General features: G+C 68.1%; 12 protein-coding genes. 3 read left to right on the plus strand and 9 right to left on the minus strand.

Going from position 1 to position 16,203, the window contains the following annotated elements:
• Window positions 1-70 precede the first annotated feature (70 nt).
• Window positions 71-931, plus strand: a complete 861-nt coding sequence (locus ACFCV3_RS38715; protein WP_376039380.1) for an alpha/beta hydrolase — start codon at window positions 71-73, stop codon at window positions 929-931.
• Here the strand turns inward: ACFCV3_RS38715 and ACFCV3_RS38720 are convergent.
• Entirely contained in the window at window positions 896-2,422 is a 1,527-nt protein-coding gene (locus ACFCV3_RS38720; protein WP_132408851.1) for a UDP-N-acetylglucosamine 1-carboxyvinyltransferase, read from the minus strand. The two genes, ACFCV3_RS38715 and ACFCV3_RS38720, sit on opposite strands and share 36 nt — an antisense overlap.
• Before the next feature lie 162 nt (window positions 2,423-2,584).
• On the opposite strand from ACFCV3_RS38720, the gene ACFCV3_RS38725 reads away from it, so the two are divergent.
• Window positions 2,585-3,805: a hypothetical protein gene (locus tag ACFCV3_RS38725; protein WP_376039383.1), complete on the plus strand. Its 1,221-nt coding sequence runs from the start codon at window positions 2,585-2,587 to the stop codon at window positions 3,803-3,805.
• A 5-nt stretch (window positions 3,806-3,810) separates the two neighbouring features.
• Here ACFCV3_RS38725 and ACFCV3_RS38730 read toward each other — a convergent pair whose 3' ends face one another.
• From ACFCV3_RS38730 to ppdK, 3 genes are all read right to left on the minus strand, one after another.
• Entirely contained in the window at window positions 3,811-4,086 is a 276-nt protein-coding gene (locus ACFCV3_RS38730) for a YciI family protein (protein WP_376039385.1), read from the minus strand.
• Between the two features lie 136 nt (window positions 4,087-4,222).
• Complete coding sequence (locus ACFCV3_RS38735) at window positions 4,223-5,050, minus strand: methyltransferase domain-containing protein (protein WP_376039388.1); 828 nt, start codon at window positions 5,048-5,050, stop codon at window positions 4,223-4,225.
• Between the two features lie 41 nt (window positions 5,051-5,091).
• Window positions 5,092-7,743 carry a pyruvate, phosphate dikinase gene (gene ppdK, locus ACFCV3_RS38740; RefSeq protein ID WP_376039391.1) on the minus strand — a complete coding sequence of 884 codons (2,652 nt, stop codon included), beginning with the start codon at window positions 7,741-7,743 and terminating at the stop codon, window positions 5,092-5,094.
• A 287-nt stretch (window positions 7,744-8,030) separates the two neighbouring features.
• Here ppdK and ACFCV3_RS38745 point away from each other — a divergent pair, with 287 nt between their 5' ends.
• Window positions 8,031-9,011, plus strand: a complete 981-nt coding sequence (locus ACFCV3_RS38745) for a cobalamin-binding protein (protein ID WP_376039392.1) — start codon at window positions 8,031-8,033, stop codon at window positions 9,009-9,011.
• Window positions 9,012-9,527: 516 nt separating this feature from the next.
• Here ACFCV3_RS38745 and ACFCV3_RS38750 read toward each other — a convergent pair.
• Genes ACFCV3_RS38750 through ACFCV3_RS38770 form a run of 5 tightly spaced genes read right to left on the minus strand, consistent with a single transcriptional unit; the run spans window position 9,528 to window position 16,195 of the window.
• The gene (locus ACFCV3_RS38750; protein ID WP_376039395.1) at window positions 9,528-11,492 is read right to left on the minus strand and encodes a VWA domain-containing protein; all 1,965 of its coding nucleotides are present in this window, start codon (window positions 11,490-11,492) and stop codon (window positions 9,528-9,530) included.
• Complete coding sequence (locus ACFCV3_RS38755; RefSeq protein WP_376039397.1) at window positions 11,492-12,889, minus strand: sigma 54-interacting transcriptional regulator; 1,398 nt, start codon at window positions 12,887-12,889, stop codon at window positions 11,492-11,494. The genes ACFCV3_RS38750 and ACFCV3_RS38755 overlap by 1 nt, the downstream gene beginning before the upstream one ends.
• A 9-nt stretch (window positions 12,890-12,898) precedes the next feature.
• Window positions 12,899-14,185, minus strand: coding sequence for a serine hydrolase domain-containing protein (locus tag ACFCV3_RS38760; RefSeq protein ID WP_376039400.1), 1,287 nt, complete (start codon window positions 14,183-14,185; stop codon window positions 12,899-12,901).
• A 10-nt stretch (window positions 14,186-14,195) separates the two neighbouring features.
• On the minus strand, window positions 14,196-14,903 hold the full coding sequence (locus ACFCV3_RS38765) for a Clp protease N-terminal domain-containing protein (RefSeq protein ID WP_376039402.1): 708 nt from the start codon (window positions 14,901-14,903) through the stop codon (window positions 14,196-14,198).
• 50 nt (window positions 14,904-14,953) lie between these two features.
• Window positions 14,954-16,195, minus strand: a complete 1,242-nt coding sequence (locus ACFCV3_RS38770; protein WP_376039405.1) for a serine/threonine protein kinase — start codon at window positions 16,193-16,195, stop codon at window positions 14,954-14,956.
• Between the last annotated feature and the right edge of the window lie 8 nt (window positions 16,196-16,203).

Below are 16,203 nucleotides of genomic sequence, written 5' to 3' on the forward strand. Positions count from 1 at the left end.
CGCTTGACCGCTGAGCTCTCCCAAACTAATAATACGACCGTTCGTATAGTTTACCGGGCGAAGGAGAACCATGCAGAAGCTGGCACGCGCGGGAATGATGACCCTCGGAGTGTTCTCGCCGCGATGGGCCGGCCGGATCGCCTTCGAGCTGTGGCGCCGGCCGTTGGCGCGCGGCCGCGTCCGCGACGCCGAGCGGGAGATCCACGAGGCCGCCCGGGTCGAGGTCGTCGACGGGATCGCCACCTATGCGTGGGGTGACGGCCGCCGGCCGGTCCTGCTCGTCCACGGCTGGCGATCCCGCGCCTCGCGGTACGCGAGCTTCATCACCCGGCTGCTCGAGCTCGGCTACAGCCCGATCTCGTACGACGGCCCCGGGCACGGCGACACGACCGTCGCGATGGGCACGATCCTCGACCACCAGCGGATCATCACCGCACTAGCAGCCAAGCACGGCACCTTCGAAGGCATCATCGCCCATTCGCTCGGCGTGCCGTTCGCCCTGTACGCCGCTCGCGGGGTGGCACCGGCGGCACGGTTCGTCTCGATCAGCGGGTTCGGCGATTTTGGCTACGTGGTCGACAAGTTCGGTGCCGAGCTGGGTCTGCGGACCGCGGTGAAGAACCGTCTGCGCCGCGAGATCGAAGGGCGGCTGTTCGACGGCGATCCGGAGATCTGGACCAAGTTCTCGGTCAGCCGCGGTAACGCAGACCTGCTGGTGATCCACAACGACGTGGACGACGTCGTGGACCCGGCCCAGGTCGCCGTACTGCTGGCTGGGTACGGACCGCGGGCCCGGCACTCGGCGAAGACCGGACTCGGCCACAGCCGGATCCTCTCGGACCCGGCCGTGATCGAGGAAGCCGTCACGTTCCTGACCGGCAACGTGAGCAAGCGGTCAGATGTCGCGGAAGGTCTCGATCTGAGCGCCTAGCGAGTTCAGCCGGGCCGCGAGCTCCTCGTAGCCACGGTTGATCACGTAGACACTGCGTAGGACCGACGTACCCTTCGCGGCCATCATCGCGATCAGCGTGACCACGGCGGGGCGCAGCGCCGGCGGGCACATGATCTCGGCGCCGGACCAGTGCGTCGGGCCCTCGACCATCACGCGGTGCGGGTCGAGCAGTTTGACCCGGCCGCCGAGCTTGTTCAGGTCGGTCAGGTAGATCGCGCGGTTCTCGTAGACCCAGTCGTGGATCAGGGTCTGACCGGTCGCCGACGCCGCGATCACCGCGAAGAACGGCAGGTTGTCGATGTTCAGGCCCGGGAACGGCATCGGGTGGATCTTGTCGATCGGCGCGTGCAGCTGGGACGGCCGGGTGGTCAGGTCGACCAGCCGGGTCCGGCCGTTCTCGGCCAGGTACTCGTCGCTGCGGCTGTAGTCCAGGCCCATCTCCTCGAGCAGCGCGAGCTCGATCTCGAGGAACTCGACCGGCGCCCGGCGGATGGTGATCTCGGAACCGGTGACGATCGCCGCGGTGAGCAGGCTCATCGCCTCGATCGGGTCCTCGGACGGCGCGTAGTCGACATCCACGTCGATCTCGGGCTTGCCGTGCACGGTGAGCGTGGTGGAGCCGACGCCGTCGACCTTCACACCGAGCAGCTCGAGGTAGAAGCAGAGGTCCTGGACCATGTAGTTCGAGCTGGCGTTGCGGATCACGGTGACGCCGTCGACCCGGGCCGCCGCCATCAGCGCGTTCTCGGTCACCGTGTCGCCGCGCTCGGTCAGCACGATCGGCTTGGCCGGCGTGATCGCCCGGTTCACCATCGCGTGGTACTCACCGGCGGTCGCCTTCACGTCCAGCCCGAACGGCCGCAGCGCGGCCATGTGCGGCTCGACGGTCCGCGTGCCGAGGTCGCAACCACCGGCGTACGGGAGCTGGAAGGTGTCTTCGCGATGCAGGAGCGGGCCGAGGAACATGATGATCGAGCGGGTACGGCGGGCCGCGGCGGCATCCATCGCGCCGAGATCCAGGTGCGCCGGCGGGACGATCTCCAGATCACCGGCGTCGTTCAGCCAGGTGGTCTTCACGCCGATCGAGTTCAGCACCTCGAGCAGCCGGTTGACCTCTTCGATCCGGGCCACCTTGCGCAGCGTCGTCCGGCCCTTGTTGAGCAGACTCGCGCACAGCAGTGCGACCCCGGCGTTCTTGGACGACTTCACGTCGATCGATCCGGACAATCTCAGTCCGCCGACCACACGGAGGTGGACCGGACCGCCACCGAGAGAGACAATTTCGGAGTCGAGGGCCTCGCCGATCCGGGCGAGCATCTCGAGGGTGAGGTTCTGATGACCCTTTTCGATCCTGTTCACCGCGCTCTGGCTGGTGTTCAGTACTTCCGCGAGCTGCGACTGGGTCCAGCCGCGGTGCTTACGGGCGTCCCGGATGAGATTGCCGATCCGGCTCAGGTAGTCATCGGTCATGCGCCGGACCTTATCTCACATGTGAGATACCTCTGCACCGACCCGCCGCTGGCAGCGTAGCGAACGTCACTTCGCCGCCGGCCGCCGCCCCCTTGACCTGTCGTGGGCTCCGCGCCGCCTACACTTACCCAACTCCCGCCGCCATCCGGAGAGGACCAACACATGCAGGACGACACCTCCGCGGTGGTGAACGAGTTCGAGGCGGAGGCCTGGCCGCTGGAGGCAGCGGCCGACAGTCTGCACCAGGTCATCGACGGCTTCCAGAACGGCGACACCCGGCCGCTGGTGATCGGTGACGGCGACCAGCCGGTGCTGGTCGTGCTCGCGATCGCCGACCTGGCCGACTTCCGGTCCCGGATCGCCGAGCTGCTCGGCAACCCGGTCGACGCCGGCTGGCTGCGCTACTACCTGCGCTCGAACTTCGACATGAGCTCGGAGCGGCTGATCGAGCTGCTCGGCGTCGACGCCGACCACGGCCTGTCCTCACTGGCCAGCCAGGTCAACGTCGAGCAGGCCGCGATCCTGATGCCGGACCACCTGCGCCGTACCGAAGCCGGCGGGAACCCGCTGATGCTGATCGGCGACGGGATGATGGCCACCGCGGCACTGCTCGCCTTCCCCGCCTTCCAGGTGCTGCTCGCACTGGACGGCGGCGGCACCACCGTCGAGGACGACTCCTGCGCACACGACGACGATGACGGCAAGCCGACCACTCCGCTCGAGGTGCTGGCCGAGCGGCTCGGGCCGATCTCGACCCAGCTCGTCGCGCAGATCAACGCGGGCCGCGAGCCTGGGCTGCCGCGGTACGAGCTGCACTTCGAGGACGATCTGGTCGACCACCTGCACGGCCTCGAAGCGATGGCGCAGAAGTCGCCGGGCAGCGATGCCTACGAAGAGCTGAACGACCTGCTGCACCAGTTCGACGAGATGCGCAGCGGCCAGGTCGAGGTGGGCGACGACGAGCCTGACGAAGCGCCGTACCTGGAGGCGACCGATCTACAGGCCGCGCTGTCGGATCTGCGCGACAACTTCCGCAGCGGCGTCGAGGACCCTTATCTGATCGGGTACGACGGGCGCCCGCTGGCCGGGCTGATCACCTTCGACCTGTACGAGGAGCTGCAGCGGGTCTCGGTCGAGCTCGACGGCACCGACGAGGCGCCGGTCCTCCCGCTCCCCCAGCCGCGCTGGGAGAACGGGCCGGAGGTGCTCGTCTTCGAGGCCGCGCTCGCGGTCTGCGAGGCCGTCGTCCAGGACATCCAGAACGGTGAGGCCTCGATGATCTTCATCGGCGACGAGGACGGCGATCCGGAGCTCGTCCTCGCCCCGCTGGTGTGGCTCTGGGCCTATGTCGACCATCTCGACCTCGAGGGTGCTGAGGTCTAGAACGTCTAGAACTCGAAGAGCGGCTGCCACTCGGTGAGCAATGCGAGCTGGTAGACGTCGGCCGGGGTGTAGGGGTCCTTCGCGAGGATGTCGCGGAGCTCGGCCTCGTCGGCGACGTTGTACACCAGCAGGGCGCCGGTCTGGTCGGTGAAGGGTCCGGCGGCGACGAGCTTGCCGGCCGCCTTGAGCTCATTGAGGTACTCCCGATGGGCGGGACGAACGGCCAGCCGCTCATCGGTCTCGGCGAGGTCGAACTGCAGTTGCACCACGAAAAAGGCCATACCGCGAACCCTACAACGAGGGTCGGTATGGCCTTGTGTACAAGAAGGTTTGGTGCGGGAGAGGGAATCACGAGCCGCCACAGCGGCTGGTTCGAGTCAGACCCGAAAGTCGACGGTGAATTCCCTTCCCGCCCGGTTATCTTGACCGGTCGGTGGCCCGCAACGCAAGGGGTTGGTTAAGAGAAACTGCGGCAGAAAGTTGAGTGAGGTAACGCTTGGTGACGGTTCCGCCGCCGGCGTCGATGAGAGCGCGGACACAGTCGTACAGACCGTCACGCCGGTCCGCTGTCAAGGCCCGATGACCTGAGTACGACGACAGAAGTTCGAGGTACTCGGCGGCCGAGTAGACCACTTCCCACTCGTACCGGTGGAACGTCACCGGCCCGAACAGGCCGGTCGCGTCGATCTCACTCGAGTCCTCCGGTACGGCGCTCGCTCTTGGCAGCCGGCCCTTGATCGGATCGTCGGTGAACCGGTCGTAGCACCGCTGCACGTCGACGAAGAACTGCTCACTCCCACCCGCGACATGATGCGTCGAAACGATCGCCAGTACGCCGCCCGGCCGCAGCACCCGCGCACACCGCCGAACCCGAGTCGCAGGATCGAGCCAGTGGAACGCAGTCGCCGAGAGCACGAGGTCGAACGTCGGCGGCGGGAGCTCCCAGGTGTCGAAGTCCGCCACGATGATGTCGGCCGTCGGGAGGTTTCGGCGCGCGACTGCGGCGAGCTCTGCACCCAGCTCAACCGCGGTGATCGACCACCCGCGCTCAACCATGGGGTGCGTCGCCTGGCCCGTCCCCGGCCCGATCTCGAGGACCCGGATCGGCATGCTCGGGCCGCCCTCCTCCCCGACCCCGAGCAGGTCGGCGAGGTCGTCGTACAACTGCTCTGGATAGGTCGGGCGGACTCGGTCGTAGAGCTCGGCGTCTTCGGTGAAGGTCTGGCGTAGCTGCTCCCGGCTCACCCATGCACCGTAGTACGGGGTGAGCCGGAGCGTCTGCCGAATTAGAGGGCCGCGCGACCCGCTTCGAGGCGGGCGATCGGGACGCGGAACGGCGAGCAGGAGACGTAGTCCAGGCCGGCGTCGTGGAAGAAGTGGACACTGTCCGGGTCGCCGCCGTGCTCACCGCAGATGCCGAGCTTGAGGTCCGGCTTGGTGGCCCGGCCGCGCTCGACACCGGTCCGGACGAGCGCGCCGACACCTTCGACGTCGATCGACTCGAACGGCGAGACCGCGAAGATCCCCTTCTCCAGGTACCGCGAGAAGAACGAACCCTCGACGTCGTCGCGGCTGAACCCCCACGTGGTCTGGGTCAGGTCGTTGGTCCCGAACGAGAAGAAGTCGGCCGCCTCGGCGATCTGGTCCGCGATCACCGCGGCCCGGGGCAGCTCGATCATCGTGCCGATCGGGATACTCCACTCGACACCGACCTCGGCCAGGACCTTGGTCACCTCGTCGCGCGCCAAGTGCAGCTCCTGCACGGCGCCGACCAGCGGGATCATGATCTCCGGCCGCGGGTCCTTGCCCTGGCTCTTCAGCTCGACCGCAGCGCTCGCGATCGCCCGCACCTGCATCGCGAACAACCCCGGGATGATCAGGCCGAGCCGCACACCGCGGAGGCCGAGCATCGGGTTCTGTTCGTGCAGCCGCTGGACCGCGGTGAGCAGCTTCGCGTCGCGGCCCGGGTCCTCGCCGCGCTCGTTGGCCAGGGCAACCTTGACCGCGAGGTCCTCCATCGAGGGCAGGAACTCGTGCAACGGCGGATCGATCAGGCGGATCGTCACCGGCTGGCCGTCCATCGCGCCGAGCAGTTCGAGGAAGTCGCCGCGCTGCAACGGCTCCAGCTCGGTCAGCGCAGCCTCGCGGTCGGCGTCGTCCTCCGCGAGGATCAACCGCTCGACGGCCTCCCGCCGCTCGCCGAGGAACATGTGTTCGGTCCGGCACAGCCCGATCCCCTCGGCACCGAACCGCCGGGCCCGCGCCGCGTCGTCCGCGGTATCCGCGTTCGTCCGGACGCCGAGACGCCGTACCTCATCGGCGTGTGAGATCAACCGGTGCACCGCGGCCACGAGCTCGTCGCCCGCCTCCGGGTCCAGCGAACCCTCGAAGTACTGGACGACCGGCGAGGCGACGACCGGAACCTCACCGGCGAAGACCTCACCGGTGGTGCCGTCGATCGAGATCGTCGCGTCCGCGTCGAGCACCGTGCCGTTGACCTTGATGGTGCCCTCGGCAACATTCACCTCGAGCTCCTCGGCACCACAGACACAGGTCTTACCCATGCCGCGGGCAACAACGGCCGCATGCGAGGTCTTGCCACCGCGGCTGGTCAGGATGCCCTGCGCCGCGATCATGCCGTGCAGGTCGTCCGGATTCGTCTCGCGGCGGACCAGGATCACCTTCTCGCCCTTGTCCGCTGCCTCGACCGCCGCGGCCGAAGTGAAGACCACCTTGCCCGAAGCGGCACCCGGCGAGGCGCCGATCGCCTTGGTGATCAGCTCCTTGTCCGCATCCGCGTCGAACCTCGGGAACATCAGCTGCGCCAGCTGCGCACCCTTCACCCGCTTCAACGCCTCGTCGGTGTCGATCACACCTTCGTCGATCAGGCTGGTTGCGATCCGGAACGCCGCCGCCGCGGTCCGCTTGCCGACCCGGGTCTGCAGCATCCACAGCTTCCCGCGCTCGACCGTGAACTCGATATCGCACAGATCGCGGTAGTGACCTTCGAGCTTGGCCATGATCGCCATCAGTTCGTCGTACGACGTCTTGTCGATCTGCTCGAGATCCGCGAGCGGGACCGTGTTGCGGATACCCGCCACCACGTCCTCGCCCTGCGCGTTCTGCAGGTAGTCGCCGTACACACCGGGCTGACCGGTGGAAGGGTCACGGGTGAAGCAGACACCGGTCCCCGAATCCATGCCGAGGTTGCCGAACACCATCGAGCAGATGTTGACCGCCGTACCGAGGTCGGTGGCGATCCGCTCCTGGCGGCGGTAGAGGATCGCGCGCTCCGAGTTCCACGAGCCGAAGACAGCCTCGATCGCGAGGTCCATCTGGGTCCGCGGGTCCTGCGGGAACTCGCGGCCGGTGTGGTCGTGCACGGCCTGCTTGAAGGTCTGCACGAGCGTCTTCAGGTCGTCGGCGTCGAGGTCCAGGTCGTTGCTGGTCCCCTTCGCCTGCTTGGCCGCCTCGATCGCGTCCTCGAAGACATCACCCTCCATGCCGAGCACGGTCTTGCCGAACATCTGGATCAGCCGCCGGTACGCATCCCACGCGAACCGGGGGTTGCCCGACTGGTGCGCGAGCCCGTTGACCGAGTCGTCGTTCAGGCCGACGTTCAGGACCGTCTCCATCATGCCCGGCATCGAGACCGCGGCACCGGAACGGACCGAGACCAGCAACGGGTCATCGGCCTGCCCGAGCTTCTTGCCCATCTTCTGCTGCAGTACGTCGACATGGTGGTCGATCTCGTCGGCCAGCTCCGCCGGCACCGAACCGGTGCTCAGATAGGCCTTGCACGCCTCGGTGCTGATGGTGAATCCGGGCGGTACCGGCAGACCGAGGTTCGTCATCTCGGCGAGGTTCGCACCCTTGCCGCCGAGGAGTTCCTTCATGGTCTTGTTGCCTTCGGCGAAGTCGTAGACGAGTTTCGGCACGTTCACTCCCTGGGGTGCGGGTGCTGCTGCTGGAGGCACGGGGCGGTGGCCCGCTGGCCCCTCGACTTCAATGGCGTGGGCGTCTTTTCAGAGTAAGCCCGAAAACCAGTCCAGTTGAACACTGGTCTCACAATGCCGACGTGACACTCCCCACAGACCGAAGGCCGGAAAACCCTTACCTGGTTGACAACGCGAGACAATCGGCGTCTCCATCGATGAATCGCAACCGGTGCGGTGTCGACGGCGTTCCGTCCGGGTACCGGTCAGGTTTCGTCTACAGTCGTTTGGTGCGCATCGTCTCGCTTCTGCCCTCGGCAACCGAGATCTGCTTCGCCCTGGGAGCCGGCGATTCCGTCGTCGGCGTCACCTTCGAATGCGACTACCCCGCCGCCGCCCGCACCCGCCGCATCGTCTCCACCACCACCCTCCCCGAAGGCCTAACCCCCGGCGAGATCGACGCAGTCGTCCGAGCCCGGGTAGCAGCCGGCGAAGACCTCTACAAACTAGACGCCGGCGCCCTCCAAGACCTCAACCCAGACGTCATCATCACCCAAGACCTCTGCGCCGCCTGCGCCCTGGACACCACCGACGTCTCCTCCGCCCTCGACTACCTAGGCTGCACCGCCAAGGTAGTCACCACCAACCCCCACACCCTCCCCGAAGTCCTCACCTCCATCGAGCAAATCGCCAAAGCCATAAACCGCAACCCAACCCCTCTCCTAACCAACCTCACCCACCGCCTAACCGCCACAACGGGCACGGCAGGCACGCCGACCACGCCGGCCACGGCGGGCAGGAGCCGGCCCCAGCCACCGGAGCGGGCTTGCGATCCCAACAGACGGCCGGAGCGGCGAGGACCCGGCGCCCACGCTCTCGGCCGCATGACCGGCAAGCGGGTCGCGTTGCTGGAGTGGACCGATCCGCCCTACGCACCAGGACATTGGCTCCCAGAGCAAGTGGAGTTGGCCGGTGGCGTGAACATCCTGGGTACCGCGGGAGCTCGATCGCACCCCGTGGAGTGGAGTGCACTGGCCGGGGCCGAGGTGGTGATCGTCGCGCCGTGCGGTTTCGGCGTAGACGCGGCCTACGAGCTAGCGGAAGGCCTCGTACACGACGACCTGCTGCCGATCGACTCCGAAGTCTGGGCAGTCGACTCCAACAGCTACTTCGCCCGCCCCGGCCCCCGCCTGATCGAAGGCATCGAACTCCTCACCCAGATCCTCACCGCCCAAACCCCCGACCCCACCCAAGCCCGCCGCATCCGCTGAACCCACCCATCGCCGCGGGATGAGGTTTGCGGCGGGCAGCCCGGACCGCCAGGCCATCACAAGTGAGCACGCCCACCGGCTTCAGGCGGGCGCGGGCCGAAGGTCGACCGATTGTGATGGCCTGGGCGTCCGCGCAGACGAGGTTCAGGCGGACCGCCACCACCCACCAAGCCGGGCACCCCAAGGCCACGCCTGAAGGCCGACACGGGGTGCCCGATCCACGGGGTTCCTGGGTGATGGGCGTCCGGACCCGGCACTGACCAACGACGGAGGTTGCGGCGGACGCACGCTCGGCGGTGGCATGGCAGGCACCACCCAGCAGGTTGGCCAGTGCCTGAGGTCCGCGCCCCACGTCGGGCGGGCGCCGCGACGTGGCTAGTGCTGACGGCCGGGTCAGGGGTGGGCGAGTGACTGGGATGGGCCGGATCGCCAGGCCATCACAGGTGACTGCGCCCGCTGGGTTCAGGCGGGCGCGGTCGTCGGGGATTCAGTTGTGATGGGGCTGGCGTTCGGGTCCTAGAGGTTGCGGCGGGTTTGGAGGTAGTCGGTGACTACGGCGGCGCCCAGGCCGTCGGGGTCGGGGGCCAGGACCCGGCCGCCGGAGCGGCGGGCCAGGAGGTTGACGAAGGCGGTCAGCCGTGGGTCGTCGCCCAGGCGGAAGACGGTGAGGGTGGCACCCAGCTTCGCCAGGCGGTCTACCTCGAAGATGGTTTTGCGGAGGGTGGCCGGCTCGGGTGGGTAGGAGAACTCGGCGGTGCCGTCGGGTTCCAGGTGGGCGGTCGGTTCGCCGTCGGTGACCATCAGGACGACTGGTTGGGCGTCGGGGTGGCGGCGGAGGTGGCGGCCGGCCAGCAGCAACGCGTGGTGGGCGTTGGTGCCTTGTTCCCAGGTGCCTTCGAGGCCGATCAGTTGCGGCAGCTCGACGACTCCGGCGTACCGGCCGAACGTGATCAGCTGGAGTGCGTCGTTGCGGTACCGCGTTGAGATCAGCTGATGCAGGGCGAGGGCTGTCCGCTTCATCGGGAGCCAGCGGTTCTCCTGGACCATCGACCACGACGTGTCGACCAGCAACGCGACCGCGGCCCGAGCCCGGTGTTCGGTTTCGGCGATCTCCACATCCGCCACGTCCAGCCGCACCGATCCGCGTCCACCAGAACCAGCAGTCCGCAGTACGGCGTTCTGCACGGTCCGCGACACGTCCCACGGCTGGGTGTCGCCGAACTGCCATGGCCGTGTCGACCCGCTCAGCTCACCGGCAGCACCGGCATTCGCCGCGTCCCGCTCACCCGAACTACGCGCAGACCGCAGTACGTCGGCCAACGCCGTCTGCCCCAACTGCCGCAGCGCCTTCGGTGACAACTGCAGTGAGCCATCCGGCGCGCGTTCCAGCAGCCCCTGGTCGCGAAGCTGCCGCTCGAGCTCGCTCAACCGCCGAGCGTCGACCGTCGCCTCATCACCCAACTGCCGGGTCAACGCATCCAGATCGATGTCCTCCAGCCGCGCACCCGGATACGACTGCGACAGCTGCTCGGCCAACGCGTCCAACTCAGCCAGATCCGACATCGCCCGCGCACCCTCGGCCAACCCGAGCGGATCATCACCACTCATCCGAGCCGACCCCGACCAGTCCTCACCCGGCCGCAACGACTGCAGCTGTGAATCCAGCTGCGCCAACTGCTGAGCCAGCTGCGGACTACCAAAAGCCTGCTGCGACAACTCAGCCAGCTCGGCCCGCTGCTCGGGCGTCATCGAATTCATCATCCGCTGCGCCGCAGCCGCCCGAGCAGCCAGTACGTCGATCAGCTCCTCGACCGTCCGCGGATTCTCCGGAAAGAACTCCCCGTGCTTGGCCATGAACTGTTCGAACAGCTGAGGCACATCCGGCCGACCCTGTGCATGCGCAGCCAGCAACGCGTTCAGATCGCCGAGCATCTCGTTGATCCGCTCGACATCCTCCGGCGTCGTCTGCTGCAACGCGTCCTTCATGCCCTCGAACCGCGACCCGAGCAACTCCCGCCCGAGCAGTTCGCGGATCTCCTCGTACTTCGCGCGCCCCTCCGACGACTGCCATTCGTACGACGCCAGCTCCCGTACGGCGGCCGCCGTACCCGAAGGCAGTGCGTCGAGCTGTGCCTCCGCGAACCGCGCATCGTCGGAAGGGTTCGGGAACAGCTCGCGCCGCTCCGCCTCCAAAGCCTCCTCCAGCAACCGCTGCACATCGCGGAGCGTGCCGTCCAGGTTGTGCCGCCGCTGGATCTCCCGGCGGCGCTCCCACAACCGCCGGGTCAGGTCGTCCAGACCCTGCGTCCGCTCGGTACCGCGCCGGAGCAACTCCTCCAGCGCGGATCGCGGCGAGGATCCGTTCATCACGTCGCGGCCGATCTCGTCGAGCGCGTCACGCAGGTCCACCGGCGGCGCCAGTGGATCCGGCCCGTCGTGCCACGGGCCGTAGGACCAGCCTTCCGGGATCGATGCAGTCATCAGACCCCGTAGACCGTCGTGTCGTCGTCGGCGTCCTTCGCGAGCCGCTTGGACAGGTACAACGCCTCCAGGGCCAGCTCGACCGCGGCCGCGATCCGGCCGGGCGAATCGCTCGCGTCGACCCCGGCGCGGGCGGCGACGTCGTGCAGGACCGGCAGCTCGGGCAGCGCGGCCAGGACGTCCTTGCCGGGCACCCGCTCACCCGTGGTGACAAGGTTGCCCTCAGCAACAGCATGCGCCAGCGGGGTCAGGTCGAGACCGGCGAACCGCTCCCGCGCGGTGTCGGCGACCGAGCGGCGCAGCAGGTACTCGAGCAGCTCGATCTCGCGCCCCTCCTCCCCCGGCTCGAACTCCAGCTTGCCCCGCAGTACGGCGGGGACCGCGTCGAGGTCGACCGGACGAGCCACCGCCGGCTCTTCACCGGTGATCGCACTCCGCCGCAACGCCGCCGCGGCAATCGTCTCCGCCGCAGCCACCGCGAACCGGGCCGAAACACCCGACCGCTGGTCGATCGCCGGCGACTCCCGCAGGTGCCGGACGAACCGCGCCAGCACCTCCAGCAGCGGCTCCCCGACCTCGGCCGTGAACTCGGCCTCCTGCCGGATCACGTCGATCTCGGACTCGATGTCGAGCGGGTAGTGCGTCCGCACCTCCGCACCGAACCGGTCCTTCAGCGGCGTGATGATGCGACCGCGGTTGGTGTAGTCCTCCGGGTTGGCCGTTGCCACCAGCAACACGTCCAGCGGCAGCCGCAGCGTGTACCCGCGGACCTGGATGTCGCGCTCCTCCATCACGTTCAGCAACGCGACCTGGATCCGCTCGGCCAGGTCGGGCAGCTCGTTGATCGCCACGATCCCGCGGTGCGAACGCGGGACCAGCCCGAAGTGAATGGTCTCCGGGTCACCGAGACTGCGGCCCTCGGCAACCTTCACCGGGTCGACATCACCGATCAGGTCACCAACCGAGGTATCGGGGGTCGCGAGCTTCTCGGCGTACCGGAGACTGCGGTGCAGCCACGCCACCGGCAGCTCGTCACCGAGCTCGGCCGCGCGCCGGATCGACGCAGGCGTGATCGGCTCGAGCGGGTGCTCGGGCAGCTCGGCGCCGTCGATCACCGGGGTCCACTCGTCCAGCAGTCCGACCATGGTGCGCAGCAGCCGGGTCTTGCCCTGGCCGCGCTCACCCAGCAGTACGACGTCGTGCCCCGCGAGCAGGGCACGCTCCAGTTGCGGAATCACCGTCCGGGTGAAGCCGACGATGCCGGGCCAGGGATCACGCCCGGCCCGGAGTTCTTTCAGCAGGTTGTCACGAAGCTCGGCCTTGACTGACCGAGGCAGATAGCCGGCGGCCCGAAGGTCACCAGCCGTACGAGGAAGTTCAGCAGGTGCACTGGTCACGTCACGACGTTAGCTCGCATCACCCAAAAGTCGAGGAGTAATTCGGCCAGAGGTCAGCACGTGGGATTCCTTGAACGTCATCGGCACCCAGGGATGCCTCGGGGAGTCGCGCAGGACGAAGTGGTTGCCGTCGGCCGGTTCGGTCGGGAACAACTCGAACTCGGTGACCGGGTTCTCGGCGAACGCGAGCCGGTCCCCGGTCGCCTGGTAGTGCGCCCAGAGCCGGCCATCACGCCGTACGACGTCCAGGCGGACCGAGGCACGTTCGTATCTGCCGACGTGGCGGTCGTCGGTGGGGAGATCCAGAGGTTGCGGCGGCGTGGGGTGGGCGGCGCCGGTGAGGTGGGTGAAGACCTCCGTGGCGAGTGGCTCGAACAGAGCGTTGCCGTTGCCGGAGTTGGTGAGCAGACAGACGATGACCTCGGCCGCCGGATCGATGCGGAGATAGGCGAGCTGCGAGATCGTCGCGCCGTCGTGGCCGAACAGCTGGTGACCGCCCCAGTCGTACAGGCGCCAGGTCAGGCCGACGTCGAATCCGCCGGACCCACCGGTGTCGATTCCTTGTGGCTCACGCATTGCGAGGTAGCGGTCGGTCAGGTGCGAGCGGGCGAAGGTGAGCAGGTCGGCCGCGGTCGATGCGATCGTGCCGGCCGGGCCGATGCTGCGCGGGAGCTGCCAGGTCTTCACCGGTACGCCGTCGACATCGCGGTGCCCGACCGCGGCGAGGTGCAGGATCGCCTCTTCGGGGAGGGTGACGGTCTTGGTCAGGCCGAGCGGGTCGATCAGGCGGGCCCTGAGCGATTCGTCCCAGGTGCGCTCGTCGAGGACCTCGATGATGCGGCCGAGGATGACGAAGCCGGCGTTGCAGTAGGAGTACGCCGCACCGGGGTCGAAGAGGAGCGGGACGCCGGCCAGGAGGGCGACGTACCGCTCGACGCAGTCGTCCCCGCGGCCGGTGTCGGTGAAGACGTCGCCGTCGATACCGCTGGTGTGGGTGAGCAGGTGCCGGACGGTGATCCGCGGGTCGATCGGGGCCTCGGGCAACACCTTGACCACAGTGTCGTCGAGTTCGAACCGGCCTTCGTCGGCGAGCTGGACGATCATCGTCGCCGTCCAGGCCTTGCTGATCGAACCGAGGTGGAACAGCGAGTCGGCGGTGGTCGGAACCCCGGTCGCGACGTTCAGGACGCCGTACGGCGTGATCGTCGTTTCACCGCCGGCCCAGATACCGAGCACCGCGCCCGGAACCGCGGCCGCCTCCGCCAACTCACTCAACCGCGCAGACCAGTCAGGCATGCGCCCCAACCTACTTCGTGTACTGATCCAGCAGGACGCGCGTGTCTTGCCAGGCGGTCTGCTCGTCGAGGCCCTGCCCGAGCAGCACCTTCGCCGCGACAGTCTCGGCGTCACGGTAGAACGCGAGCAGCAGATGCTCGGTGCCGACGTAGTTGTGGCCGAGCGTGAGAGCCTCCGCGACGGCCCCGTGCAGGACATGCGTGGCGCGACGCGTGTACGGCGGCTCGTCCGGGGTGGATGTATCGGTCGTGTCGGACGCCGGGCTGAGTACGTCGACCGCCTCGCGGACCGTCTGTTCGGTGATGCCGCGACCGGTGAGCACCTTGGTCGCGATGGAGTCCGGTTCGGCGAAGAAGCCGAGCAGCAGGTGCTCGGTGCCGACGAAGTTGTGGTTCCGCTCGCGAGCCACGGCAGCACCTGCCTGTACGACGTTCCTCGCGCGCTGCGTGTACCGGTCGAACTGTGGCGTCGTACTCCACGAGTCCGCGAACCGCTTGTGCGCCGCCTGCTTGCTCACTCCGAGCACCCCACTGATCTCGACCCACGACTTCCCCGCACCCCGCGCCCGGTCCACGAAGAACCCGAGCGCCGCATCACCGGTGCTGGTCAGCTCACTGATGGTCGACGCCGCCGTCCCGAGCTGCACGAGCTCGTCGTCGCTACCGGCGTCGTCCTTGATGGTGTTGATGAGTTGCTGAAGATCCGGTCCAGGAGTCATGCGTCAACCCTAGGTTGACACCTCGACCTCGTCAACCCCGGGTTGACGAACTAGCAGCTGTGTCGCACGTACTCCGTCAACGACCACCCGGTCCGCCCGTCCGGCAACCGGACCTGCACCCACGTCTCCCCGTCCCGCTGCTTGATCGGCGTCAACCGATCCCCCCGATAAACCGTCGCCACCACCGCCCGGCTCCGCGGCGCCTCCCGCACCGTCGCATCCCGAGCACAAACCGTCAGCTCCTCCACAGCCCCCGATCCCCCGCCCAACACCACGGCAACCCCAATCCCCACCACCGCGACACCAGCCGCAGCCACCCCCACAACCCACCGCCGCCTCCACCCCACTCGCCCCTCACGCCCGCCGACCATGCGGCCGACAAGCTGGGCGCCAAGCCCTCGCCGCTCCGGCCGTCTGTTGTGAACGCGAGCCCCCTCCCGTGGCTGAGGCCGCTGGCCGGCCACCGTGCGGAGGGCGGTGGCGAAGGCGGCGGCGGTTGGGTGGCGGTCGGCTGGATCTTTCGCCATGGCTTGGCGGATGAGTTCGTCGTACTGGGTATTGGTGGTTGGAGGCGGGAGCATGGCTACGGCGTAGGCGAGTTCGGGGAGGGTTCGGCGGTCGTACGGGCGGCGGCCGGTCAGGAGGGCGTAGAGGGTGCCGCCTAGGGCGTAGACGTCGGTGGCTGGGGTGACGGGGTCGCCGCGCCATTGCTCAGGCGCCATGTAGGCAACGGTTCCCGCCATCGAGCCCAGGGACGGACCGGACGGCGTACCGCTGTGCAGCCAGGCATCGCCGCTGAGGTCCAGGCCGGTCGTCGACTCGAGGCTGGCGAGCTGGCGGGCGACGCCGAAGTCGGCGACCATCGGGCGTCCGTCGTGGAGGATGAGGTTGGCCGGTTTGAGGTCGCGATGGATGACGCCGGCACGGTGTACGGCGTCGACCGCGTCAGCCACGTCGGCGAGCAGCTCGACAGCCTGAGCGACCGGGAGCGGACCGTCAGAATCCAGCAGCTGCTGGAGATCCGGCCCGCTGAGGCGGTCCATCACCAGCCAGGCCTGGTCGCGTTCACCGCCGACCTCGTGCACGCGAACCACACCCGGATGCACGACAGCTTCGGCCAGCTGGGCCTCGCGGCGCAGCCGGTCACGGTACTGCGGGTCGACCAGCTCCGGATGCACGACTTTGACCGCGACAGACCCCCCATCGGCCAGCCGGACCCCCGCGTACACCACCCCTGTCGCACCCGCACCCAGCGGCTCCGCCAGGCGGTAGCCAGGTACTTCGACGATCACGGCACGCA

This window comes from Kribbella sp. NPDC056345, assembly GCF_042262745.1.
Lineage (GTDB): Bacteria > Actinomycetota > Actinomycetes > Propionibacteriales > Kribbellaceae > Kribbella.